Consider the following 24,381-nt stretch of genomic DNA (forward strand, 5'->3'; position numbering starts at 1 on the left):
ATTTGTCATATCTGTAAACAAATGAAATCAACCTTTTAACGAGCCGATCATAATTCCCTTGATGAAATATTTCTGCGCGAACGGGTAAATGAGAATGATGGGACCTATGGAAATCATGACCGTCGCAGCGCGGACATTGCTGAGAAGCAAATTCGCGTTCGACATTCCGCCGCCGCCCATTTGTGTCTGCGACAGATCCAGGGCGACCATCATTTCCCTGACCACCATCTGCAGAACTGTCTTCTGAGGATCACGGATATAAATCATGGCATCGAACCATGCGTTCCAATGCCCCACCGCCGCCCAAAGCGCAACAGTCGCAATGACCGGTTTGGATAAAGGGACGATGATCTTGGTCAAAATTTTAAAATAACCGGCTCCATCTATTAGCGCTGACTCCTCAAGTCCTTTATCGATCGTCATCAAGAAATTACGCATAATGATAATCGAAAACACATTAACAACTCCAGGTAAAATTAACGCAAGGCGATTATCGAGGAGACCTAAACTTTTAATTAATAAGTAATTGGGAATCAATCCCCCCGAGAAGAACATGGTGATGAGGAAAAAGGCTGTGAAATAATTACGGTAAGGCAGATCCTTCTTGGAAAGCGGATAGGCAACCAGCAAGGTGAAGAACACAATGAGCGCGGTACCGATTACGGTTCGAAAGATCGTATTGAGATAGGCGGAAATAATATTTTGATAGCTAAACACAAACTGGTAAGCAACCGTCACCCATTGTTCCGGCCATAGATGAAAGCCAAGCGTTGACGCGCCATTAGCATCCGAGAAAGAAAGAACAAGTGTTTGCCAGAACGGATATAGGACTGCAAGCGAAAATAAGCTGATGAAAAATACAATCAACGTATCAAAAATGGACAATCGTGTTTTGAGCATTTCCCTGTTTCCTCCTTCCTACCAAATGCCATGTTCGCTTCGTTTGCGAATTATCGCATTCGCCCCCAAAATGAGGATCACGCCCACTACATTTTTGAATAAACCGACCGCGGTCGCATAGTCCAACTGAAACTGTTCAAGGCCTTTCCGGTACACGTACGTATCGATGATGTCGGCGACCTCGTAAACGACCGGATTGTAAAGGTTTAGAATCTGATCGAAACCCGCATTCAAAATATTACCCAGGTTTAGTATAAACAAGATGACGATCATCGGAACGAGCGATGGAACTGTAATATGCAACATCTTCTTGAACCGTCCGGCCCCGTCTACATCTGCCGCTTCGTAGAGATCAGGATTGATCGAAGAAATGGCCGCCAGATAAATAATTGCCCCCCAACCGATTTCCTTCCATACATCCGTCAAAATTAACATGGGAACAAAGTAATGGGTGTCAGATAAAAAATTGACCGGAGTCCCCCCAAGCGCATGGATGAAATAATTGATGATTCCCCTTTGAGGGGAAAGCACCTCGCCTACCATGGACCCCAGAATGACCCAAGACATAAAATGCGGCAAATAGGAGACGGATTGCGCCACTTTTTTAAACAGTACACTCTTGACTTCGTTCAGCAGCACAGCCAAAACAATGGGAGCCGGAAAAGCCACGGCCAGCTTTAACAAACTGATAATCAAAGTATTTTTAAAAGCTCGGATAAAGAGGGAATCATGAAACAAGTTCTTGAAGTGCGCAAAATCATTCCATGGGCTTTTCCAAATCCCCAAACCCGGTGAAAACTTCTTGAAAGCCACCAGAATACCGTAAAGAGGAACATAATGAAAAATGAATAACAAAATCATCGGAAGCAGCATCATGAGGTAGAGCGCTTTCATTTTCTTTGCTTTTATCCAGTTTGCATTTTTTTTTCGGACAGATCGAATTTCAATTTCGGCTTGCTGAAGGGCGGTTTCCATGGTAAAGCTGCCCCTCCTTTCCTTGGTAGTTTGGTAACGCTTACACCCCAATCATAAGGAAAAGCAGCTTCGATTAGTGATACGATCTATAGATGTTGTACCACAATCTTTATATGTTTCCGCTGCTGTTATAGATTTGCCGGAAAGAGGATGGTTACAGTCGTACCTTCTCCGTAACTGCTGTCGATGTTCAATCCGTAAGCTTCTCCGAAATTCAATTTGATACGTGCATTCACATTATAAATGCCCGCCTTCTTCACCCCCGGGTCCGCAAGCTGTTTGCGAACCTCCAATAATTGTTCCTCCTGCATGCCTAATGCGTTATCCTTTACGACAACACGAATGGTTTCCTCTTGCAGCAGGCAGTAAATTTCAATCGTCACATGTTTTCTTGTGTTCCGCGCCCCATGATGAATGGCGTTTTCAATAATCGGCTGCAGGATCAGCTTCATGGTGCCGCACGCCAGCACGCCATCATCGATGTGCCACATACATTGAAAATTATCATACCGACATGACATGATGCCTATATAGGTTTTGGAATACTTGATTTCATCGTTCATTCGAATCATCTGTTCGCGGTTCGTAATATAACGAAATAACCGGCTAAGCGAGTTGATCATTTCGACGGCTTTGTCCACATCTTTTGTCTCGACAAGATAAATGAGATTATCCAATGTATTGTACAGAAAATGCGGATTGATTTGTGATTGTAAGGCGATCATTTGAATTTCTTTCTTCTCGTATTCCAGTTTGACTCGTTCTTGGCCCGCAACAAGCGTCTCATGAACCAGATCATCTATTCTTCTGACCATTTGGTTGAAATTGCGGCTCAGCAGGTCCACTTCGTCAATTCCGGATACGCGTTCCAAAACGATGCGAAGGCTTTCTCCCAGCTCGTAATCATTCAACATCTGGTTCAGTCTACCGAGTGGTTTCAGCATGCGCTGCGACATATAAAATGAAAACAGCAGCATGAGAAGGAAAATGAGGAAGAATAGATACGAATTGCTTAAAAACAAGTCGATGACCTGCTGCTCCACATCCGAATAGTTGTACCTGGAAATGAATGTCCAAGGAACACCACTGATTTCCTTCGTGAAGTCATAATATTTCCCCCCGTAGGATCCCTCCTGCTGCATATGGCTTCCACTCGAAATCGGCATATCCAACACCCTTCCGATCTGCCCGGTAACAGGATGGGATACAACCCGGTATTCCCGATCGACGATAAACATCTCACTACCGTTTTGCTTGAATTCACCATAAAGATTGGAAAGGTATCCGCTATCCAAGTCCACCGTAATATAACCTACAATTTCCGGATATTTCTCCAGCGATATAATCGGCATTCCCAAGACGATTGAAGCATTACCGAAGTCATCTTTGGTCAGATGATAACTGATTACCCTGCCTGATGTTTTCATTTTATTGTAAAAAGCAGGGTCCAGCTCCCCGATTTGTTTATATCGATTTGAAAATATCAAGCTGTTGGAGCGGTCATAAATACTGATGACATCCCGATTCAATCCCAAATCATGATTCTCATAAAGCAGTTCTTTTTCCAACGTTTTGGTATCCTTCGTCACGATATCATCCTGAACTACCGTATCCAACGAAATCCTGGCCATCAACACTTCTTTTTGATTGATATCATGGTCTAAATAACTGGCCGTTTTCTCAAACAACGAATAATGGCTCTTTTTCAAATCGTCAACCGCAATTTTGGAGGATTGCCAATAAAAGATAACCATGTAGACAATAAGCGGCAGCAATATGGTGATGACAAAATAAAGCAAAAAGCGGTCTCTAAGATTTAAGTAGCTTTTGTTCGTCGTTAATTCCCCGTAATCATTCCAGTTGTCTTTGGTAAAATCATAGGTCTTGAATAATTTGATGACCTGATAAACCGGTTTCAGGATTTTGTTTGAAATCACCCTAGAGGACACTAGAGCAACGAATAAGGCCAACAAACAAGTGGCGGCCGTTAATTTTACCATTAAAATGAGCTGTTCATGATAAAAGTCCATCCGGTCCACATAAACCAGCTGAAACTCATTAAAAGGGATGGTCGTATAATGAGCTTCAAGACCTTTTTCAGTGAGAAATACGAAGCCTTCTTTGGGGGCCTTTACACCTTTCAACTCATCAACAACAGATGGCCCAATCTCACCTCCAGTGAAAATCAACTGGCGGTTGGCGTCAAACAGCGATATGTTCTCGTTGTAAGGAATGGCGTCCTTCAAATAATGAGGGTTAAGCAGAATCAATATAACCCCATTATTGACCCCATCTCTATCTATGATATTTGCGGCAAAAAACATTTGCTTATCCAACTCTTTTATCGCATTCGCCAGTCCATTTCTAGGTTCGGGCCCAGTGGGTGGGATGAGGCTTTCGGCGGCTTTCTTCAGAAGCACCAAATTACGCTCCTTCTCCAACTGGCTTCCCACTTGGATCCCGTTAAGGTCGAAATCCAAATATTTGTGGTCGGAACTGAATTGACTTTGGGAAGTAATCACTAATATAGAGTCGATGAACTCGTTTTCTTGTCTGCTGTTATATAAATATTTTTCAAAATCCTTGGAAAGACGGTACTTATCGATGGAATTTGTCTCGTGATTGCTCAATTCATGAATATAGTCAGTAAGCCGCTCATTCGTCGTTAAATGGTTTAACATAAAATAAGTGTTGCTAAGGCTCGTGTTTAACTCAAAGGAAATTTGGTTCATTCGAGTGCTGATGACAAACTGCTTTTTTTCCTCAATAAAATGTTTGATTTTAACAAAAAAAACACTGCTGAGTAACAATAATAAAATGAGCATAGCGCCTAAAGAAAACAACATAAGAAAATTCCGAAACGAAATCCTCCGAAATCCATTCATCATCCGATACAAAATAAGCCCCCCCGTGATGTTAGCAAGTATGGTTGGACCGAAATACAAGAGGCTTGACGCCCATCACTTTCTTAAAAATCTTATTAAAATAAGAATGGGTAGGGAAACCGACCATAACGGAAATATCCTTTATCTTACAATCATTGTGTTTCAACAATTCCACGGCCTTACGAACCCTGACTTCATTTACATAATCGATAAAATTATGTCCGGTTTCTTTTTTGAAAATCGAACTGAAATAGGCCGGATGAATAAATAATTGCCCAGCCATATCTTCTAGGGTGATTTTTTCGGAATAGCGGTTGTGGACGTGTTGTTTGGCTAGCTGTACGTAACGGTTTTTATCACTCTCCTCGACAGGAGCGTCCAAAATTCTTTCGATTATTTGTTTCAGCCATTTTTTCAAATCACCGAGGGAATGGGCGGCGTGTATAAACTCTAATGCCTTCTTCTTATCCAAAGAAGGCATCGGCAGCCCTTTTTCTTTGGCTTTCAATGGAAGAGACAGGATAACTTCCGAAAAGGCAATTCTGATTTCTTCTATTTTTAAACGTTTGCCTTGCTCCACAGCATCAAAAAAGTCCCGAAGACTGGAAGAAATTTCATTATTTTGGCGGGAAAGGACGGAATGCATCAATCGATCCATGATGATGTTTAAATGCTCATTTGCTTTCTCCTTGGCGTGTTCATCTGAACCTGCTACTAATAAATCCTGGTAAAAAAGAATCGAATGATGATCCTCGAAGTATCTATAACTCAAGGCATAGATCGCTTGATTGAAGGAAGTAGAGATCTGATCCGGTTCCTTGATCATATTGCCTACACTGATCGACATCTCGCACTCTTTTCCAAAGCTCGACATGATCGACGCTTTCAGCAAATCGAAATAATCTTCAAGTTTCCCCTTAAGATCATATTTGCTGATCGGCCGTGTATCGTGTGCAAACAGAACTAATTGGTTACCGTAAAATAATACCGAAGTATAGCTTTCCTTCCAATATTCCATCGTGATGTCTGTGATAAAGCTCCGAATGGACAACCCCAGTTCCTGTTCAAACGACTTTCCGAACGAACAAACGATGATCCTCATATAATTACGAAGCCAAGGGGCATCATACTGATTTACATTTTCACCTTTGATGAGGTTAATCAACATCGATTCTTCTCGTGCACCCGGAATCCCTATCTTTTTTCCATACTCTATTTCTTCATCTTTCTTTAACTCGATGGCCAGGCCACTCATAACGTCAACAATCTCGTCTTTCATGACAGGCTTCAATAAGTATCCTTTTACCCCGAAACGAATGGCATCCTGGGCGTATTTGAAATCATCATAGGCCGAAAGGATAAGAACTTTAATATGTGGATACGTTTCCTGGATGGCTTTGGCAAGCTCCAGACCATTCATTTCCGGCATCCGAATATCCGTCAAAACCACATGAGGAACATGCTGTTCAATAAGCTCAAGAGCTTCCTGACCATCACTGGCGGAGCCGATGACTTGAAATCCGGTTTCATTCCATGGAAACGATGTGACCAATCTTTCCCTGATGTTTTTTTCATCATCTACTATTAGAACTTTATACATAGGCCTCGCCCCCGTGTCATTACAGAAAATATCGTACATTTTTCCTTATTCCTGATAGACATACAAGCGTACAATAAAGAAACCGCATAAGCCCATCCTGCTGCGGCGCGTGCGGTTCTCCCTGATCTAATTTTTATGGCTTGACTCGTAGCCAGGATTGCTCCTTAAGCGAGTCCATTGCGGCCTCTGCGGCCGCGATCGAAGAACGCGCTGCGGTCCCGTCGAAAAGTGTGACATACTCCGGGTCCACCGGCTTGCCAACGATCACATCGCGAAAAAGAGTCATCTCCAACCTCATCGGTTGCCTTAAGAAAAGAGGCGGGCGGGTTGTCGGGCTTGTGAATACAACTTTCCCCTCTACTTGCCTGTAGCCGTTGACACGGTCCTCGTCTTCTTCCGGTTGTCCGTTAATGCCAAACGCTTCAATCCCGTTTATTTTTTTCACGACTACTTCGGATCGTTTAAAGTCAAAAAGCACAGCACCTTCCGTCCCGTTGATTTTGACAAAGTGCTCACCCTGCCTAAATCCAGAACCATACTGCATCGTACCTAAAGCTCCGCTTGCAAATTCCATCGTCAGCAGCAAGTGATCCGGATTGCTTGAGGCATCATGTGTAGGATCTATGCATGAACCCGCCAGTACAACGGATGCAGTCGGACCAAGAAACGTTTGCACAAGATCAAGCTCGTGGATAAAATGAAACAAATACCCTCCGGTCTGCGCAGGATCATGCTTCCAGCCGCTTCCGGATTGCCTATCCTGCCAGCCTGTCCGTTCCGCGTGCGCTACGATCGGCTTCCCGATTTCCCCAGCAGCGATCAAGCGCTTGACCTGCTGAACTCCGCTCAAGAAATGAAGGATGTGTCCGGCCATCATGTGGACAGAGGCTTTCCGGCAAGCTTCAATCAGTTCCTCGCAGTCGGCCAGAGATAACGCAATTGGCTTCTCGCAAAACACATGTTTGCCGTTCTGAGCCGCAAGAATGACATGCTGCTTATGAAGATGATTCGGACTGGCCACAATGACCGCGTCCACGTCATCGCGGGCGACAAGTTCTTCGACGCTTGCAGCCGTTTCGCAATGCAGCTCTTCCGACAGAAGCTTGGCGCTATCGTCCGCTCCCCCAACTACAGCAACCGGTCTCGTACCTTCCAATTCATTCAAAATTCTGGCGAGCTCGCCTCCGAAATTTCCACAGCCGATAACGCCAAATCTCAACAAAGTCATCGCTTCCCCCTCCTTCGTGTCATCACAAGGAGACCCATCTCTTCGTACGGAGAGAAGCCATCGCCGCCTCAGCTGTAGCAATGGACGTTGAGGCTGCGGTCCCGTCGAACAGCGATTGTAAGCTTTCCTGCACCGGCTTCCCTTGAACGGCGTCCCGGAATGCCGTCATTTCCTTCTCGATCAGTGTCGCCAACCAGTGCGGCATCTTGGAAACAGCAGTCCCGTAGGCTACGCCGCTGTCGACTTTTTGATACGATTGCGCGCGTTCCAGGTCCTCCTCCGCGGAGTAATTCAAATTATGGCTGGTGATATATCCGCCTTTATTCAGTTCGACCTTCGAATTTTTTAGATCGAGAAGAATGGCGCCTTCCGTTCCGTTAATTTTGACGAAATGCTCGCCCCAGCGAAATCCGGACCCGTACTGCATCGTGCCGAGCGTCCCGTCGGCGAATTTCAGTGTCAGCAACAAGACGTCCTCCTCGTCGCCGAAGCCTTCCCCTTGATGCGCCAAATTGCCTCCGGCCATGCAAACCGAAACCGCCGGTCCCATAATCGCTTGCAAAAAATCAAGTTCGTGAATATGGTGAAACAGATGGCCCCCAGAGGTGGCATTGTTTTTCTTCCAACTGACGGTCGTCTGTTGGTCCTCCCCGCCGGTTCTTTCCGAATGGCAAACGATCGGACGGCCGATCTCTCCGTCTAAGATCCATTGCTTAACTTGGCGTACGCCGTTCATGAAATGCATGATATGACCGGCCATAAACAAAACGCCGGATGCACGGCACGCCACGACCATTTCTTCGCAATCGCTCGATGTAAGGGCAATCGGTTTTTCGCAGAACACATGCTTTCCATGCTTGGCGGCTTGAATAACCGGATCTTTGTGAACGTGGTTCGGGCTGGCCACTACAATAGCGTCAATATCATCCCGATTCATCATATCCTCCAAGCGGTCAATCGCTTCGCATTGCAGCTCCTCGGACAGCGAGACTGCTCTGCTTCCACCATGAACGGCAACAACCCGTGAACCCTCAAGCCGGTTCAAAACCCTTGCAAGTTCCCCTCCAAAATAGCCGCTGCCGACAACTCCGAAACGAACGTTTTTCATCTCCTCTATTCCCTCGCATATGGATGTAACAGCCCCACATGAACTTTGACTACTGCTTTCTTGATTTTCGATGATTGCCCCATGCCAGGTCTGTGAATATCGTTAGGGAAAAAGACGGCGAACATGCCAGGCTTGAGATGAAGTAAAATCTCGTCTGCCGAAGGATCATACAACGCATAATCCTGTTCACTATCATAGGCTTTAACCGCTTGGACATCTTCCCGCTGCGAAGACCAACCGATCGTCTCTTCGCCTTCGATCAGGTAGTGGATATCAATATATGACTCGTGCTTTTCGGCAAGTTGCTCATCCATCGGTTTAGCATCGAATTCCATAAACGATACGTACATCTTATCACCGTTGATCTCAACTCGACCTTCAGGTGAGTTTCCTTTAAACAGTAGATTAAGTTCCTCTAAGGCCGTCGCGATAACTGTATGCTCAAATTTACGTTGCTTTTCCCACAATGACATAGTACCTAAAATCATGGTCCATTCCCCCAGTTGTACATGTGTAATACCTCAAAGCAATTTCACGACCACGGACTCCGCCGTACTTTCCTTGTTCCTAATCGATTCCTCGTAGGATCTTTTGAAATATTCAACATATAAGACATCTAACAAATAGAGCTGCGAAATTTTCGCCGACAAGGAACCACCTTGCAGAGGACCTTCATTTGCGCCGCATAACAGCGTAAGATCAGAATACGAAGTTAAAGGAGACTTTACAAAGCGTGTAATCGAAATGACGGTTGCCCCGCATTCCTTTGCCTTTTTCGCCACCTCAATCGAATCCTTGGTTGAACCGGAATACGAAATGATCACAGCGACATCCCGTTTCGTCATCAATGCCGCCGACATCATCTGAAGATGTGAATCGATTGTGCATTCCGTTTTGTTCGTGATGCGCATGAACTTAATTTTCGCTTCCATAGCCGTCATTAATGATGAGCCTACACCGAAAAATATAACTTTTTCTGCTTGGAGCAAAAAGTTAATGGCTTCATCGATTTTGGAGCTATCAATTAAATTAAACGTTTCGTTCAACGCACTAATGTTGGTTGACAACACCTTGGAAGCAACTTGTCCGATTGAATCATTCATCAAAACCTTCTCAGTCAGCTGCGGAATTTCATTTTCCACGGTGATGCTATGCGCCAGAGCAATTTTGAAATCTTGGTAGCCCTTATAACTCAAGGACTTGCAAAACCTGAATATGCTGGATTCGCCAACTCCACAAACATCTGCGAGGTCCGTAATCGACATATAGACAACACTGTTCAAGTTCTCCAGGACATAGTCCGCCACTTTTTTTTCCGTATTTGTCAGGTTGTTATATTTAGAATGAATGGTTGTAAAAATATTGATTGCGCGCAAACTGTCACCCTCTTTTACCCCAAGATTCAGACATGATGCGCAGTAGTGATGCTAATGCGCCTCTTTCAGCGTAAGAATAATGAGGCCGCGCCCAATAAACCAGCCTTATTTCCTAAGGAAGCTTTAAGAATTTTCACGTCTGCAAAACTTTCCATGATCAACTCTTGCGTTTGTGCCTCGACTAACCGAACAAGCTCATCTTGCTCCATCACACCGCCCCCTACAATAATCGCCGAGGGATTAAAAATATGAATGAGAGAAGCTAGACCTATGGCTACCTCAGCCGTCCACGCATGTAAGATTTGTTGTAATGGTTCGTTTCCTAATCTTATCTTACCAAAAAAAACCTTCCCGTCCACACATTCCGAATCCACTTGTTGAGCCATTCGAACCAATGCTGTCGCTGAGGCGTATGTTTCATAGTAAGGCTTACCTTCCCCATCGCTCTTTCCCGATAACGGATGAGTAACGATATGGCCGAATTCCGCCGCCACCCCGTTAGCTCCTCGATATATTTGACGATCGATGACGATAGATCCGCCGATACCGGTCCCGAACGTAAGACATAAGAAATCCTGAAACAATTCCCCTGCGCCAAAATAGGCCTCGCCCAATGCTGCCGCGTTGACATCATTTTCAACCATAACAGGCTTATGGAAGCGCTTTTCAACAATCTCCCTAATTTTCATTCCTGTGTAATTGGGAATATTGTCATTCGCATACACAATATACCCTTCATCGGAATTAACTTGTCCGGCTGTGCTAATCGCGATGGCATCGTAATCCGCATATGCCGCCAGCTCGCTAAGCAATTTTTCGATGACATGTGGACCTCCCATCAGGCTTTCCGTGGGATATTCCTTAAATTGTTCGATATTTCCTCGTTCATCGCAAATGCCCATCTTGGTGTTGGTACCGCCAATATCCGCCGCTAAGATTTTCATTGTCATAGGTTATAGGATAGCCCTTACGAATTTTTTGGTAATTTCCATCGGTCTCGTAATGATTGATCCCACAACAGCCGAATAGATACCTAGATCAAATAATTTTCTCAATTCCTCGGGTGTCGATATGCCACCCTCTGCGATGATGGGAATGGATAACGTACTCACGAGTTTTTCAACCAATTCGAAATTAGGCAAAGACTTATCTTTCGTAGCTTCCGTATAACCGCATAACGTTGTCCCCACACAGTCAAACCCAAGCTCAGCAGCCCTGACAGCTTCTTCATAGGTGGAGCAATCCGCCATAAAGAGCTGATCCTTGTACTTCGCTCTTAGCCTCGGAAATAGCTCCGATATCGTAGAACCATCCGGCCTTATGCGATCGGTCGCATCCATCGCGATCATTTCTACGCCTTCCTGATAAAGCGCATCTACTTCCTTCAGGGTAGGCGTGATAAAGACATCGGAGCCTTTGTACACTTGTTTGATGATCCCGATAATCGGTAAATTCACATGTTTCTTGATTTCTTGAATATCCTCTACGCTATTTGCACGAATCCCCGAGGCTCCACCTAAATATGCCGCATAGGACATTCTCCCCATAATAAAAGGACTATGCAGCGGTTCTTCCGGCAAAGCTTGGCAAGAAACGACCAATTTTCTTTTTATCATATCCAGAATAGTTTTATTTGTATCCATCCGGTTCCACCTCCACACTTAAATTTTTATTCCTTAACTGCACCGGCCGTCATTCCTTGGGTAAAGTAACGCTGGAATAATACGAAGATTAACAGCATTGGAATTGCAGCGACCGTTGCTCCCGCCATTTTATATGCGAAATTCGGATTAAGATCCTGCATTAAGGTTGCAGTACCGACCATTAACGTTTTCATGTTTTTCTCTTGTCCAACGACGGACTGCCATAAGTAATCGTTCCATACTTGCACGAAGTTTAAGATAAATAATGCGCCAATACCTGGTTTAACAATAGGCAGCATAATTTGCATGAAAGTCTTCCATTCCCCGGCTCCGTCAATCCTAGCGGCTTCTCTTAACGCATTCGGAGTCGCATCGAAGAAGCCTTTTAACAAAAACACACCAAATGCAGTGGCCACGTTCGGCCAGATCATGCCGCTGTAACTGTTAACCATCCCGAATTGCTGAGTGATTCTGAATAAAGGGACAATCATGATTTCTTTAGGAATCATCAAGCTCGAAACAAAAATGATGAAGATGAGATTGCTGCCTTTGAACGTAATCTTCGAAAAGGCGTAAGCTGCCATCGCACCGACAGCGATCACAAGGACCGTGGTGGCGCCAGAAACAAACACACTGTTGAATACCCATCTTAAAGCCGGTTGGCTTTGAAACACATCCGCATAGTTGGAGAAAGTGATCGTGGTCGGCCACCAGTCAGGCGGCATTTTCACAACATCCGAGCTGTTCTTAAGTGAACTTGTAAACAACCAATATAATGGAAACAAGTTAAAAATCGCTAGGATGAAGATGATCACATTCGATATGAGATCAAATCGCTCCATTTTCTTCTTGTTGTTAGACTTCGACATGCTGAATCCCCCCTCACTTCTCCTTGATTAAGCTTCTTAACTGAGGCACGGACAACAATAGCGTAATCACGAACATAATAACCCCAACAGCAGAAGCCATGCCAAGTTGATTATATTTAAATGCGTTATTGTAGAGATAGTACATCAGCGTCACGGAAGAATTATTCGGTCCTCCGCCTGTTAAGAGCTGAATAACAACGAATATTTTCAAAACAGCAATGATGTTGATGATCACAATATACACCGTTGTGGATTGGACAGAAGGAATTAATATTTTGAAAATAACCTGCCATCTGCTCGCGCCATCCACTTCTGCCGCTTCAAATAAATCCTTAGGTACACCTAGCATCGCGGCGATATAGAGAATGATCGCTTGCCCAACGTTTGTAGCGAATGTTACGAATATAATAACCGGCATAACCGTTGTTGTTTTCCCCAGTAAATTAACAGTGCCTAGACCCATTTCCTGCGAGAAATAAGAAATTAGCCCATTAGCAGGATTCAGTAAGAAACTCCATACCATACTCATGACAACCATAGAAACCATTACAGGTACATAGTAGCTACCTCGAATGAATGAAACATACTTGGCATTCTTGTCAAATACAGCGGAAGCTACAAACAACGCGAATCCGACCGTAAGAATAACGATAAAAACAACGAACACAACCGTGTTGATAAGCGCTTTAAAAAATACTGGATCGTTAAACAGCGCGACGTAATTGTCCAGTCCAACAAACTTTTCAGATTGATAATTGATCCGATACAAGCTAAGTCTTATACCTTCAATAATCGGATATACCAAGAAAACTAAGAAAATCAGCATCTGCGGAGAAATAAACAAGTAACCGGTGATACTATCTTTGATGGATTGACTACGTATTCTCATAGCGGTTTTCCTTTCTAATTAGCAGCCTTAGGATCTCGTTGATCCTAAGGCCGTTAATCGTTTATTGATTATTCATTACTTCGTTTGATAAATAACCGAGTTCTCTTTATTGGATTGAATGACCTTATTGCCTTTGGTTTGATAATCCTTCACAACCTGCTCAGGTGTTTTGTAACTTGTATATAGGGCTTGAAGTTCTGGATAAAGAACTTCTCTTAATTGACTATAGCCTGGAACGTTGCCGCTGAAATTAAACAGATACTTGGAGTTTGCATCATAAGCAGCAAAGAGTGGGTTTATGTCCTTAAGTTCTTTGGAAACGGAACTTCTTACAGGGATACCATTCTTGGACGCCTTGACCAATTCCGGATCTGTGGAGAAGAATTTAACAAAATCTTTGGCTACTTCGACTTTCGCTTTGTCTTTATTTTGGAAAACGCTCGCTCCTACTACGTACGTAAAGGACAACGGATCTCCGCTTTCGGACGGAATGTTGGCAAGACGTGCATCGAACTTGGCGCTTTTGCCGCTAGCCATATCCGCTTTGGTATTATTGAACAAGACCGGATTCGTAAAGCTAATCGCTAGCTGCTGATTGCGGAACATCCCGTTCGCATCATTGGACGATACCGATTCAGGTCCCGGATTCGTGTAACCTGCATCTCTGATTTTCTTCAACCAAGACGCAGCCTTAACACCGTTCGCATCATCTAGCACGATATTCCCTTTATCATCAAAGAATTTATTGCCGAACATTCTCATATACGCAAGGTTCCATGTATCCCCTTGATTATTGACAGCATAAAGTGACATCGGATAAGCATTGGAATATTTGTCTTTCGGCAGGTTGTCTTTCAGACCTTTCAGAATTTGCTCATACTCCGCTAATGTCCATGTCTTAATTTCGTTCGGTCCACCGATGAACTTCTCTAGTCCAGCTGCTTTGAGCATGTCCGCGTTATAGACCAAAGTTCCTGGATTATGTTGGAACGGATAGAAGTAAACATCTTTACCGAAGGTCACCGCATCCCAAAAGTTTTTGGAAATATCGGCTTTGGATGCATCATCCACAATATCAGTTAACGGTACCAAGGCACCGCGGTGAACATAATCGCCCATTGCAAAAACGCTTTCAAAAAATACATCTGGCGCCGTGCCGCTGCTTAAGTTGACATTGAGAAGCTGATCGCGTTGGTCGCCTGCAATAACTTCTACTTTAATTTTGGCATCATACTTTTTGTATTGCGCCGTGAATTTGTCAGCCGCGGCTTTCAAGAAGCTGTCATAGTCAGCGCCTGGTTCTGTGGAATCCATAACACCTTTCCACTGTGGTGTCAGCCACACTTTCAGCTCCCACCTTTTTACCGGTAGATTGTTGTCCTGCATTGCTAGTATTGGTAGCTTCTTTATTACCGCTTGTACAGCCTGCAACAATCGAAGCCAACATCGTCAAAGCCAAAACAGCTATAGGAAAGCGTTTGTTTTTCATCATAGATCTACCCCTTGTCTAATATATTTGTGATCTGTCTCTGCATAAAATTCGCCATCTTTCGAATCTCGCATCCGTTTCCGCGTTGTAGCCCCACGTATTGGAGTCCCCAAAGCATACAAGGTTTTTTTCATCATTTGCAGAATTGTTGAGTCGCTTCATCGATCATAGTAATAATGTTATCGATTCGTCCCATATCTTCGTTGCTAATTCCTTCGAGTGGCCCTCTAACGCTGCCAATGTTTACGCCTCTACGATTCAGAACTTCTTTAATAACGGCATACATGGACCCATTCAGCGAGCATAGCGCGATAATGATGTCATTAATATGGCTTTGGATACGTTTCGCTTCTTCAAACTTGCCTTGAAGGAAGAATTCATTCGCCTGCAAAAATAGTTCCGGCATAGCCGCGTAGGTGCCTCCGATTCCGCCATCAGCGCCCATAATTCTTCCTGCGACGTACTGTTCATCCGGGCCATTAAATACGACGACATTGTCTCCGCCGACTCTTTTGAATCGTTCGATGTCCATCGTTGGCATCGATGAGTTTTTAACTCCAATAACTTTAGGATTGGCAAGAAGTTTCTCGAATAGCGATGTCGTCAACGTATAACCTGTCGTTTGAGGGATGTTATATATAATGAAATCTAGTGGAGTTGCTTCGATAATTTCATTCCAATATTTATAAACCGAGCTGTCCGGCAGCTTAAAATAAATAGGCGGAATTGCAGATAAGGCATCATATTCCAAAGCTGCTGCATGTTTCGCCAATTCAATGCTGTCTCTTGTAGAAGGTGCTCCCACATGGGCGATTAACGTCATTTTGCCTTTCAAACGGTTGGCTACATAGCTAAGCACCGCTTTACGTTCGTCTAGGTTTTGGTAGATACACTCACCAGAACTTCCTCCGACATAGACGCCGTTAACCTTTTTTTCATACAAATAATCACATAATGCGTTGGTTCGGGCTTCTGAGATATCTCCTTGATCGTCATAGCATGCATAAAAAGCCGGTATGATTCCACGGAACTTTTCTAATCTCAATGAATTCCCCTCCTAATGTTTATAATGTTTGGCAAGATCAACAGTATCACATAAATTCAAAACTGTAAATTAATTTCACCAAATTCTAATTTATAAAAAAAATTTCCACCAATGACTTCCTCCAACAACTGACGATAATTACATAGGTAATCCCATTTCACCTAAGCCTACAAAACCGATTTTATTAGCTGCCCCCGTAATTACAGACTCCTTGTTTTCAAATGTTTTATTCATGATATCACTCTTATAATTTAAATTTTTGTTCCCATTGAGTACACACCTCAAATTAGTATGAGTATATTGAATGAAAGGAATACAAATTATAATTAAGCACGATTGTCCTCCCCTTTAACTAAAAATACCTAGTCTGGTTAGGTACCAGACTAGGTATAAATGAATTTTTATACGTTGCAATGAATTATTTTACAAATTCGAAGTTTTCTAACGAATTCTGCAACAAGCGTGCGGGCATGCAAGGCAAGCTGCCTGCATAACACCTGTCGAACGTGACCATTCTCTCCGAGAGCCTCTCAAAGTTCGGAGCCTTGATCCAATCGCATCCGTAATTCGGAAGCATATTTTTATTCAACGAATCGAACATAAGCATGACTGCTCTCATACCTGTTAACCCTCCTTTTACATATCTGATCCGGTTCCATTCAGCCGTTCAACCATATGATTCAGCATTTCTTCCGTAAATGCTCCCTGGCTAAAGGCAGCGGCGGCACGCAAAGGCATGAATTTCAGTATGGCGGCGAACATTTCCGATGTACCTTCGTCGTTCGCAGCACTGAACAAAGGATTTCCTTTGAATCCCCGCAAAAATTGTTGAGCGATATCTGCAGCATAAGGATCCGCCATTAAATCTCCGATCGTTGTATTTCGCGTGTAAGTTCTTCGAATGAGAACGGTGGATTGTATTTGTAAGGTTTCTTTCAAACGAATTTCGGCGGCTGATTGCCCGATCATCATTTCGTAATCTCCGCTTTCAACGTGCCAATCTCTGATGTCCGTGTTGTAATACGCGAATGCCCGCTTATCGAGGATAAAACGTACCGTCTTCTCTTCACCGGGCTGCAAAGCGATTTTGCTAAAGCCTTTAAGCTCTTTAAATGCTTTGCTGACCGTGCTTTCAACGTCCCTCACATAGAGCTGCACGATTTCTTTCCCGGCTACGTCACCTGCATTTTTCACCTTCAGGCTCACCTGAAGCTGATCCGTATCCAGCATAGCTTGGCGATCCAGTTTCAAATCAGAGTACTCGAACGTTGTATAGCTAAGCCCGTGACCGAACGGAAACAACGGTTCGATCTCTTTTTTATCGTAATACCGATAGCCAATAAACAAGCCCTCGCTATATTCAACCGTATCTCCTTCACCCGGGAAGTTCAGGTAGGACGGGTTATGCGACAACTTTTGCGGAAATGTTTCGGCAAGCTTGCCACAAGGATTCGCATCTCCGAACAGCAAATCGGCGATCGCTCCGCCCAGCGCTTGACCTCCCAAATAACCTTCCAGCACGCCCTGCACCTTATCGATCCACGGCATTTCAATGGGAGCTCCGTTGCTCAATACGACGACAATATACTGTTGAACCTCGGCGATCGCATCAATCAACTGCATCTGATTGTTCGGAATTCTTAGATGTCCCCTGTCATAGGCTTCGGATTCATAGCGATCGGGCAACCCTGCGAAAATAACGGTCACCTGCGACTTTCCGGCAGCTTCTACCGCTTCTTTTACAAGCTGTTCATCGATCTCGTCGTTCTCCAGGTTATAGCCCTTCGCATAAGACATTTGGGCCTGACCGGCTACTTTCTTGGTCATTTCTTCATAGATGTTATCCAGCTTCGTCGGCTTGATGTGGGAGCTTCCTCCCCCTTGGTATCTAGGCTGCTGCGCAAAATCTCCGATAACGCTGATAGTCGCGTCCTTGGATAAAGGCAGAATGTGTCGCTCATTCTTTAAAAGCACCATGCTTTCCCTAGCCGCTTCCCTGGCTAATTGATGATGCTCTTCTTGGTTGAAGGTCACGGTCTTCTTATTTTCCGCTGCCCTAAAGACTATCGTCAGTATTCTTTCTACCGCTTGATCGACTATATCCTCGGACATGCTCCCGTTCCGTACAGCCTCGACTATTTTACGATCGCCCGCTCCGTTGCTTGAAGGCATCTCCAATTCCAGACCGGCGAGCAAACCAGGAACCCTTTCATCCACGGCGCCCCAATCCGAAACGACGAACCCTTCCAATCCCCATTCTTCCTTCAAAATATCGTTCAACAAGTACTTGTTCTCGGAGCAATACTCTCCGTTCACCTTGTTGTATGCGCACATGACGGTCCAAGGCTGAGCCTGCTTAACAGCACCCTCAAAGCTGGACAAATAAATTTCTCGAAGGGTTCGTTCGTCTACAACCGCATCCACGGACATTCTTCGGTGCTCTTGGTTATTGACGGCATAATGCTTGAGCGACGTTCCTACGCCTTGACTTTGAACGCCTGCGATATGATTCGCCGCCATCTCGGTTGACAAATAAGGGTCCTCTGAAAAGTATTCAAAATTTCTGCCGCATAACGGGGAACGTTTGATATTGGCAGCCGGCCCAAGCAAAATCCCGACATCCTCCGCTTGGCATTCGACGCCGAGCGCCTCGCCGACCTTACGGATCAAATCCCGATCCCATGAACAGGCTAATCCCGCACCGGAAGGGAAGCATGTAGACGGCACGCTATCCATAATACCCAAATGATCGGAATCGCCTTTTTGTTTGCGAAGACCATGAGGTCCGTCGGTAAGCATAATGGACGGGATCCCCAGCCGTTCAACGCCTTTTGTATGCCAGAAATCCAGGCCCGAGCATAATCCGGCTTTTTCCTCCAGAGTCAGTTGGCTGATCAATTGCTTGATTCGGTCTTTCAAATCGAATCCCTCCACATATTCAATGTCGTTATCCCTTTACCGAGCCCGCGATTCCTTCCACAAAATAACGCTGGAATAGAATTCCGACTTTTTCCCTCACATCCATCACAGCCAGCGTTTCTCGGACCCACTGAATATCCTCTTCCTGCAAAAAAACGGATTTGCCGCCAAATTTACCACGATTGTTTTCCCCTTTATTCCAAACACATGCTCTGCAAAGCTTCCCGTCTCGACTTTGTTAAGCCGAATTCTTCAGAAAAATAAGCATCATAACCTCCATACGTATTCTTGATAGACCCCAAAGTGGCTGACAAGAACGCTTCGTTAACCGTGAGCATATGGTTCAAATTTTGCAAAACTGCTTCGTCCGCTTGTTCAGCCAACCGTTTCAGAAGATTCCTGTTGAACGATTTCAGCGTCTCATTGCTTAAGAGATAGTCTTCCATGACCGTTTGTTCGGAGACACCCAGCGCAAGTAAGATGAGAGCGGCTCCGACCCCGGTTCGGTCTTTGCCCGACGTACAATGATGCAGTAGCCCCAATTGATCCGGATCCTGGATCGTTTCCATTAATCGTTTGAACGAATGATTGTTAATCGGAAGTTTCGTATACAATTCCGTCATGTAGGTTTCTGCTTGGAAACTTTTGAAGAAGTCGGTTTTAACCAATTCTTTCAGAATATGACCTTGCTGTTCCTCCCCTTCAGGAGCGGCCGGCAAATTCATTTGCTTATGCTGATCCTCAGTGTTCGCCGGTATCCGTATATTTTTTGCATTAGGGAGAACCGGATCCGGCATTATGCGCGATTCATGATCGCCGCGGTAATCGAAAACCGTTTTGATATTCAACGTTTGCAAGAATGTTAAATCCTGCTCCGTTAAACCGGTCAAGTGATCTGAACGAAAGAAAAGGCCGTATTTTACTTTGCGGCCATCGGACGTTTGATAGCCTCCCATATCTCGGAAATTATGCACGCCTTCGAAGGGAATGACCCGATTGGCGGGATATGCGGCAAATTGGCTTATTGACATAGCTGCACCTCTTTAGCGAAATATTTATTATTCAATCTCATCACCATAAAAATCCCCCCCTCTTCTCGAAATGGCTTAAGAACAGAGGGGGAAGGCTTTTTTAATAATCACTGATCGTTCAATTCGTTAGGTCTTTCCGGGATTGAAGGGTCAATACGGCCGGTACTAACCCTTCCGAAGACGCCTCAATTCGTATCTCTCCTGCCTCATCCAGCGACTGAATCAAAGCCATCGCGTATCCATTGAACACGCTTCTTGAATCTCCTATATCCGACTCATGGCATCCCGGGTCTCCGTTCCCTAGACCAAGCAGCTTACCTTCACCCGCAACATGGAACCGGATCCGATTATTGGCGACCGGCACTACCCTTCCCGATTGATCACTCACCGAAACTGTGACCATGGACACGTCCTGGCCGTCAGCAAGGAGTTCCGACCGGTTCGCCTCCAAGTGAACAATGTATGCTTCCGTTGTGGTCTCTTTCCGCTCTGTTGCGGCCACCTTACCATCCCGATAAGCGATGGCTTCGAGAAGACCGGGTTCATAGGCTACCTGCCACGATAATGTGTGCTCGCCCGCTTCAGCATCCGCTTGCTTCTTGCCCAAGCTTTGGCCGTTCAGCATCAGCTCCACTTCATTGCAGTTGGTATACACGCGGACCTCCACCTGCTGTCCCAGCCGATCCGGCCAGTTCCAGTGCGGCATGAGATGAACGATAGGCTCGTCCTTCCAGATCGATTGATAGAAATAGTACGAGTCCTTGGCAAATCCGCAATAATCCAGGATGCCGAAATGCGATAGCACAGACGGCCACTGGAATGGCGTCGTCTCCCCGCGATAATCGAAACCCGTCCATATGAACAATCCGCCCGAAAAACGGTTTTCTAAGAAATAACGCCAGCTTCGTTCAGGCGTTGACGTACCGCCCGCTCCGCCCAGATTACCTACATCCATCTCCTTGCCTTGCATATTATATCTCGAGCCGTAGCTGGAGCAGCGCCCGCCTTCCGGATCATCCTCATAGACGCCTCTTGCCGAGAAGAAAGAGACATTTTCCGTATTCAGCACTTTGGCTTCGGGATGGGATTGAAACCATTCACCGATCGATTGACCTATTTTTACGGACTCACCGTAATTAACGCCATTAACCTCGACGTCCATACCTTTCTGACTTAGATTGGCTGCCGTAACAGGACGGGTGGGATCGATTCGTTTCGCCAAATCCTTAGTGCGCTTCAGCATCCGATTGGCTTGATAACTGCCGCTGATCTTTTCTTCATTACCGAGGCTCCACATAAAGATACTTGGATGGTTGCGGTCACGGTACAACATGGATTTCAGATCATCGAGCTTGATCTCTGTACTCTCCGTGATCCGGTTCTCGTTCATAACCAGCATCCCGAGTCTGTCGCAAGCATCGAGCAGCTCCGGGCCGGCGGATGATGGGCACAACGGTAAGCGTTACAGCCCATTTCCAGCAGGCGTTTGATTTTATATTCATGCACGCGGTCCGGCAGCGCGATGCCCACGCCGGCGAAATCCTGGTGATTGCAAGTACCTTTCACTTGTACGTACTTACCATTAAGGTATAATCCATCCTGACGGTATTCCACCGTACGGATGCCGAAAACGGTCCGATACGTATCGACAATTTGCCCTTCGTGCAGCAGTTCAGTTACGGCCTCATACAGATGAGGCGTGTCCTGCGACCAGAGCAGCGGCTTCGCCACTTGAACCGATTGAAGAACCGTTTGCTTGTCGATTCCGGGCGTTTCGCAGTCGGTTTCCGTGATAGCAACGAGTTCCCCAGCCGGATTCAGAATACTCGTTCGGATTCCGTACTTCATCTTCTGCGGATATTCGTTGCTCACCGTCGTTTCGACCGTAACCGCGGCCATTTCATTGTCAACTTGCTCAGTTCTGACGAAGGTTCCCCAGCGGTCCACATGCAGGTAATCATGTTTAGTTAACCAGACATGACGGTAAATGCCCCCGCCTTCGTACCACCAGCCTTCATCTCCGCCGGTCGTATCCGTTCGGACGAGGATAACATTATCCCCTTCCTCATCCCCATATTTCAGCAGGTCCGTGATGTCATAATGAAAGCTGGTATAACCGCTGAGATGGTCGCCGACGAAGCATCCATTCACCCAAACCGAACTGCTCCGCATCACACCGTCAAATTCGATGATGATTTTCTTGCCTTCATCCTCCTGTGGAATTTGAAATACTTTGCGGTAATAGCCCACTCCATTGGGCAGATAACCTTGAAACGCGCCACCGCGTTCCGGGTTGTACGGCTGTTCCAACCGCCAATCATGCGGCAGGTTAACGCTCACCCAGCCTGTGATCTTATCCTTGGGCGTATCCGAGCCGTACATTTGGGTAAGATCGAAGTTCGGATCTCCCAGATATTCTCGAGCGATGTTCTGGATGATACGTGCAGCTTCGCCCATCGCGAATGGCTCATGTCTCTCTTCCCCCAGCGCATTCGTCAGCCCGGCGATCATGCCGGCTTTTTTTACCGTCTTGACAATTTTCCCTACCTCACCGACATGAAACATCCAGTTTCGGTCAAAATTTTCTCTGGTTCTCATAAACAACGGCTCCTTTTGCGTCTAAATCTTATTTATTCATAGATTCATCGAATTTTTTCCGGTTACCGGAATAGCCGGTTTCAAAGCTGGAAAATAACTGGATTCCGTCCACAGCACCATGTCCAGTGCCGTAATTTCTTCCAGCGCTAGGACGATATTTTCTTCTTGATGACTTTTGACCGTGAAGCAGAGTTGCATCGTAGGCATACCCCCGGCCTCAGGCGGCGTGTGTTCATCCGGCATCATTTTGACGTTGGCGATTTGGATCCCTTGTTCGCCGAATATGGAAGCAACCTTCCCAAGAACGCCTGGCATATCGATAATCGTACACTTGACCTCGTGCTTTTTGCGGTGGCGCATCAAATGTTTCTCCCACTTGTTCAGCACGTATAGACTGATAATGACGAAAAACGTACACAGAAATGCGACAAACAAAAACCCTGCTCCGACACAAAGGCCGATTGCCGCCACAACCCAAACCGAAGCCGCGGTCGTGAGCCCTTTGATGACAGACCCGTTGCGCAGAATCGCGCCCGCACCCAAAAAGCCGATCCCGCTGATCACCTGAGCGGCCAGACGGGCAGGGTCGACCCGGACGTTGGATTCGGCAACAAAGTCGGAGAATCCGTAAATCGAAAGCAGCATAATGGTGGTCGAGCCGAGACAGACGAGAATATGGGTGCGGAACCCTGCCGCATGGTTGTTCCACTCCCGCTCGATGCCGACCAATCCGCCCAAAACTGTGGCGAGGACCATACGTACGAACAAATCCCAATGACCAAGTTGCCAAACATTAGCAGCGGCGCCGGCCAATATCGTCCCCCCCCGATTTCAAGTCTTTTAAGATGGCTGCCATTTTCTCGTCCGTAAACATCGGATCGGGAAAATTGAACAGTGTCTTCAACGAAAACGCTTTGAGATAGTCGATCTTCGGCGATGCCAAAAGATCCGGAAGATACCGCTCCAATACGGGTCTGCTGCAATCATCGGCCAGCAACTGGCCTACGGTTGTATACTCGTCAATCACTCGTTCTACAAGGAGGAAATTCCTGGATTTCAACCATGCCTCGCACAGCTTTGTCCATGCTTGCACTTCCCGATCGCCGCCGGCCAGTCCGAGTCCATGAGGACCGCTTTCAAAAAGATGCATTTCGAAAGAAACCCTAAACTTCCTGAGTGCTGCCGCGAACATTAAACAATTCTCAGCCTGAACGACCGGATCGTCTGCCGTGATCCACATAAAAACCGGCGGTGTTTCCTCCGTTACTTGCTTTTCACTTGATAACAGTTCGATCAGAGCACGGTCGTTCTGCCGATCCCCCATCAATACCGACTTGCACGATGCATTCGTAAATTCGCCCATCGTAATGAGAGGATAACAGAGCACGAGCGCATCGGGACGGCTGCTGTATCGTTCGATCGGATCATTGGCTTGCGGATTGCCGTTGTCAAAACGCGTACCTGCCATCGAAGCAAGATGGCCTCCGGCTGAAAATCCCAGCATACCGATTCGCTCCGGATCAATATTCCATTCCGTCCCTCTATGCCTGATCGTTCGTATGGCCCGCTGAGCATCATGAAGCTGGCTCGGATATTGTGCCGGAGTAACCCTATAATGAAGGACAAAAGCCGAAATGCCGATCGCGTTCAACCACTTGGCGACAGACTCGCCTTCATGACTAGCCCGATATGTATAGCCTCCGCCAGGACAAACGATGATGGCAGGGAACGGTCCTTCCCCTTCCAGCAAGTACGGTGTTAAGCTGGGACAACCTTCGTTGAATCCCTGCAATGCGGGTTGGTCGTGCCACAAAGGAATATTCATT

General features: G+C 45.7%; 22 protein-coding genes. All 22 read right to left on the reverse strand.

Annotation, left to right across the window (positions count from 1 at the left end):
- Window positions 1-27: 27 nt before the first annotated feature.
- Entirely contained in the window at window positions 28-900 is an 873-nt protein-coding gene (locus ACBP55_RS26745) for a carbohydrate ABC transporter permease (protein WP_464645905.1), read from the reverse strand.
- Window positions 901-918: 18 nt separating this feature from the next.
- Window positions 919-1,875 (reverse strand): ABC transporter permease, encoded by a 957-nt coding sequence (locus tag ACBP55_RS26750; RefSeq protein ID WP_464645906.1) that lies wholly within the window; start codon window positions 1,873-1,875, stop codon window positions 919-921.
- Window positions 1,876-2,003: 128 nt separating this feature from the next.
- The gene (locus ACBP55_RS26755) at window positions 2,004-4,763 is read right to left on the reverse strand and encodes a cache domain-containing sensor histidine kinase (RefSeq protein ID WP_464653417.1); all 2,760 of its coding nucleotides are present in this window, start codon (window positions 4,761-4,763) and stop codon (window positions 2,004-2,006) included.
- Window positions 4,764-4,791: 28 nt separating this feature from the next.
- A complete protein-coding gene (locus tag ACBP55_RS26760; RefSeq protein ID WP_464645907.1) occupies window positions 4,792-6,360 on the reverse strand; it encodes a response regulator in 1,569 nt (522 codons plus the stop codon).
- A 133-nt stretch (window positions 6,361-6,493) separates the two neighbouring features.
- Window positions 6,494-7,588 (reverse strand): Gfo/Idh/MocA family protein, encoded by a 1,095-nt coding sequence (locus tag ACBP55_RS26765; protein ID WP_464645908.1) that lies wholly within the window; start codon window positions 7,586-7,588, stop codon window positions 6,494-6,496.
- A 22-nt stretch (window positions 7,589-7,610) separates the two neighbouring features.
- On the reverse strand, window positions 7,611-8,696 hold the full coding sequence (locus ACBP55_RS26770) for a Gfo/Idh/MocA family protein (RefSeq protein WP_464645909.1): 1,086 nt from the start codon (window positions 8,694-8,696) through the stop codon (window positions 7,611-7,613).
- A 5-nt stretch (window positions 8,697-8,701) separates the two neighbouring features.
- On the reverse strand, window positions 8,702-9,184 hold the full coding sequence (locus ACBP55_RS26775) for a NanQ anomerase/TabA/YiaL family protein (protein WP_464645910.1): 483 nt from the start codon (window positions 9,182-9,184) through the stop codon (window positions 8,702-8,704).
- A 33-nt stretch (window positions 9,185-9,217) separates the two neighbouring features.
- Window positions 9,218-10,072, reverse strand: a complete 855-nt coding sequence (locus ACBP55_RS26780) for a MurR/RpiR family transcriptional regulator (RefSeq protein ID WP_464645911.1) — start codon at window positions 10,070-10,072, stop codon at window positions 9,218-9,220.
- 65 nt (window positions 10,073-10,137) lie between these two features.
- Window positions 10,138-11,022, reverse strand: coding sequence for an ROK family protein (locus tag ACBP55_RS26785; protein ID WP_464645912.1), 885 nt, complete (start codon window positions 11,020-11,022; stop codon window positions 10,138-10,140).
- Between the two features lie 3 nt (window positions 11,023-11,025).
- Window positions 11,026-11,715 carry an N-acetylmannosamine-6-phosphate 2-epimerase gene (locus tag ACBP55_RS26790; RefSeq protein ID WP_464645913.1) on the reverse strand — a complete coding sequence of 230 codons (690 nt, stop codon included), beginning with the start codon at window positions 11,713-11,715 and terminating at the stop codon, window positions 11,026-11,028.
- A 26-nt stretch (window positions 11,716-11,741) separates the two neighbouring features.
- Window positions 11,742-12,584 (reverse strand): carbohydrate ABC transporter permease, encoded by an 843-nt coding sequence (locus ACBP55_RS26795; protein WP_464645914.1) that lies wholly within the window; start codon window positions 12,582-12,584, stop codon window positions 11,742-11,744.
- Window positions 12,585-12,597: 13 nt separating this feature from the next.
- Entirely contained in the window at window positions 12,598-13,473 is an 876-nt protein-coding gene (locus ACBP55_RS26800; protein WP_464645915.1) for a carbohydrate ABC transporter permease, read from the reverse strand.
- Window positions 13,474-13,548: 75 nt separating this feature from the next.
- Entirely contained in the window at window positions 13,549-14,817 is a 1,269-nt protein-coding gene (locus tag ACBP55_RS26805; protein WP_464645916.1) for an ABC transporter substrate-binding protein, read from the reverse strand.
- Window positions 14,762-14,965 carry a hypothetical protein gene (locus ACBP55_RS26810; RefSeq protein WP_464645917.1) on the reverse strand — a complete coding sequence of 68 codons (204 nt, stop codon included), beginning with the start codon at window positions 14,963-14,965 and terminating at the stop codon, window positions 14,762-14,764. Before ACBP55_RS26810 ends, ACBP55_RS26805 begins: the two co-directional genes overlap by 56 nt.
- A gap of 130 nt (window positions 14,966-15,095) precedes the next feature.
- A complete protein-coding gene (locus tag ACBP55_RS26815) occupies window positions 15,096-16,007 on the reverse strand; it encodes a dihydrodipicolinate synthase family protein (protein WP_464645918.1) in 912 nt (303 codons plus the stop codon).
- A 418-nt stretch (window positions 16,008-16,425) separates the two neighbouring features.
- The gene (locus ACBP55_RS26820) at window positions 16,426-16,626 is read right to left on the reverse strand and encodes a hypothetical protein (RefSeq protein WP_464645919.1); all 201 of its coding nucleotides are present in this window, start codon (window positions 16,624-16,626) and stop codon (window positions 16,426-16,428) included.
- Between the two features lie 17 nt (window positions 16,627-16,643).
- Window positions 16,644-18,926, reverse strand: coding sequence for a beta-glucosidase (locus ACBP55_RS26825; RefSeq protein WP_464645920.1), 2,283 nt, complete (start codon window positions 18,924-18,926; stop codon window positions 16,644-16,646).
- A 194-nt stretch (window positions 18,927-19,120) separates the two neighbouring features.
- A complete protein-coding gene (locus tag ACBP55_RS26830; protein WP_464645921.1) occupies window positions 19,121-19,957 on the reverse strand; it encodes a tyrosine-protein phosphatase in 837 nt (278 codons plus the stop codon).
- Between the two features lie 118 nt (window positions 19,958-20,075).
- A complete protein-coding gene (locus tag ACBP55_RS26835; RefSeq protein WP_464645922.1) occupies window positions 20,076-21,347 on the reverse strand; it encodes a DUF4982 domain-containing protein in 1,272 nt (423 codons plus the stop codon).
- Window positions 21,344-22,555, reverse strand: coding sequence for a sugar-binding domain-containing protein (locus tag ACBP55_RS26840; protein WP_464645923.1), 1,212 nt, complete (start codon window positions 22,553-22,555; stop codon window positions 21,344-21,346). The genes ACBP55_RS26835 and ACBP55_RS26840 overlap by 4 nt, the downstream gene beginning before the upstream one ends.
- Window positions 22,556-22,591: 36 nt before the next feature.
- Window positions 22,592-23,368, reverse strand: a complete 777-nt coding sequence (locus ACBP55_RS26845) for an MgtC/SapB family protein (protein WP_464645925.1) — start codon at window positions 23,366-23,368, stop codon at window positions 22,592-22,594.
- Entirely contained in the window at window positions 23,349-24,380 is a 1,032-nt protein-coding gene (locus ACBP55_RS26850) for an alpha/beta hydrolase (RefSeq protein ID WP_464645926.1), read from the reverse strand. The genes ACBP55_RS26845 and ACBP55_RS26850 overlap by 20 nt, the downstream gene beginning before the upstream one ends.
- Window position 24,381 lies beyond the last annotated feature (1 nt).

The organism is Paenibacillus sp. WG02 (assembly GCF_055396115.1).

Bases quoted from the DNA above. Each gene is read 5' to 3' on its own strand.
- ACBP55_RS26800 (WP_464645915.1), bottom strand. From the start codon at position 13,473: ATGAGAATACGTAGTCAATCCATCAAAGATAGTATCACCGGTTACTTG.
- ACBP55_RS26835 (WP_464645922.1), bottom strand. From the start codon at position 21,347: ATGAACGAGAACCGGATCACGGAGAGTACAGAGATCAAGCTCGATGAT.
- ACBP55_RS26755 (WP_464653417.1), bottom strand. From the start codon at position 4,763: ATGATGAATGGATTTCGGAGGATTTCGTTTCGGAATTTTCTTATGTTG.
- ACBP55_RS26830 (WP_464645921.1), bottom strand. From the start codon at position 19,957: ATGTCAATAAGCCAATTTGCCGCATATCCCGCCAATCGGGTCATTCCC.
- ACBP55_RS26820 (WP_464645919.1), bottom strand. From the start codon at position 16,626: ATGAGAGCAGTCATGCTTATGTTCGATTCGTTGAATAAAAATATGCTT.
- ACBP55_RS26775 (WP_464645910.1), bottom strand. From the start codon at position 9,184: ATGATTTTAGGTACTATGTCATTGTGGGAAAAGCAACGTAAATTTGAG.
- ACBP55_RS26790 (WP_464645913.1), bottom strand. From the start codon at position 11,715: ATGGATACAAATAAAACTATTCTGGATATGATAAAAAGAAAATTGGTC.
- ACBP55_RS26760 (WP_464645907.1), bottom strand. From the start codon at position 6,360: ATGTATAAAGTTCTAATAGTAGATGATGAAAAAAACATCAGGGAAAGA.
- ACBP55_RS26750 (WP_464645906.1), bottom strand. From the start codon at position 1,875: ATGGAAACCGCCCTTCAGCAAGCCGAAATTGAAATTCGATCTGTCCGA.
- ACBP55_RS26840 (WP_464645923.1), bottom strand. From the start codon at position 22,555: ATGAGAACCAGAGAAAATTTTGACCGAAACTGGATGTTTCATGTCGGT.
- ACBP55_RS26745 (WP_464645905.1), bottom strand. From the start codon at position 900: ATGCTCAAAACACGATTGTCCATTTTTGATACGTTGATTGTATTTTTC.
- ACBP55_RS26785 (WP_464645912.1), bottom strand. From the start codon at position 11,022: ATGACAATGAAAATCTTAGCGGCGGATATTGGCGGTACCAACACCAAG.
- ACBP55_RS26765 (WP_464645908.1), bottom strand. From the start codon at position 7,588: ATGACTTTGTTGAGATTTGGCGTTATCGGCTGTGGAAATTTCGGAGGC.
- ACBP55_RS26770 (WP_464645909.1), bottom strand. From the start codon at position 8,696: ATGAAAAACGTTCGTTTCGGAGTTGTCGGCAGCGGCTATTTTGGAGGG.
- ACBP55_RS26810 (WP_464645917.1), bottom strand. From the start codon at position 14,965: ATGATGAAAAACAAACGCTTTCCTATAGCTGTTTTGGCTTTGACGATG.
- ACBP55_RS26850 (WP_464645926.1), bottom strand. From the start codon at position 24,380: ATGAATATTCCTTTGTGGCACGACCAACCCGCATTGCAGGGATTCAAC.
- ACBP55_RS26795 (WP_464645914.1), bottom strand. From the start codon at position 12,584: ATGTCGAAGTCTAACAACAAGAAGAAAATGGAGCGATTTGATCTCATA.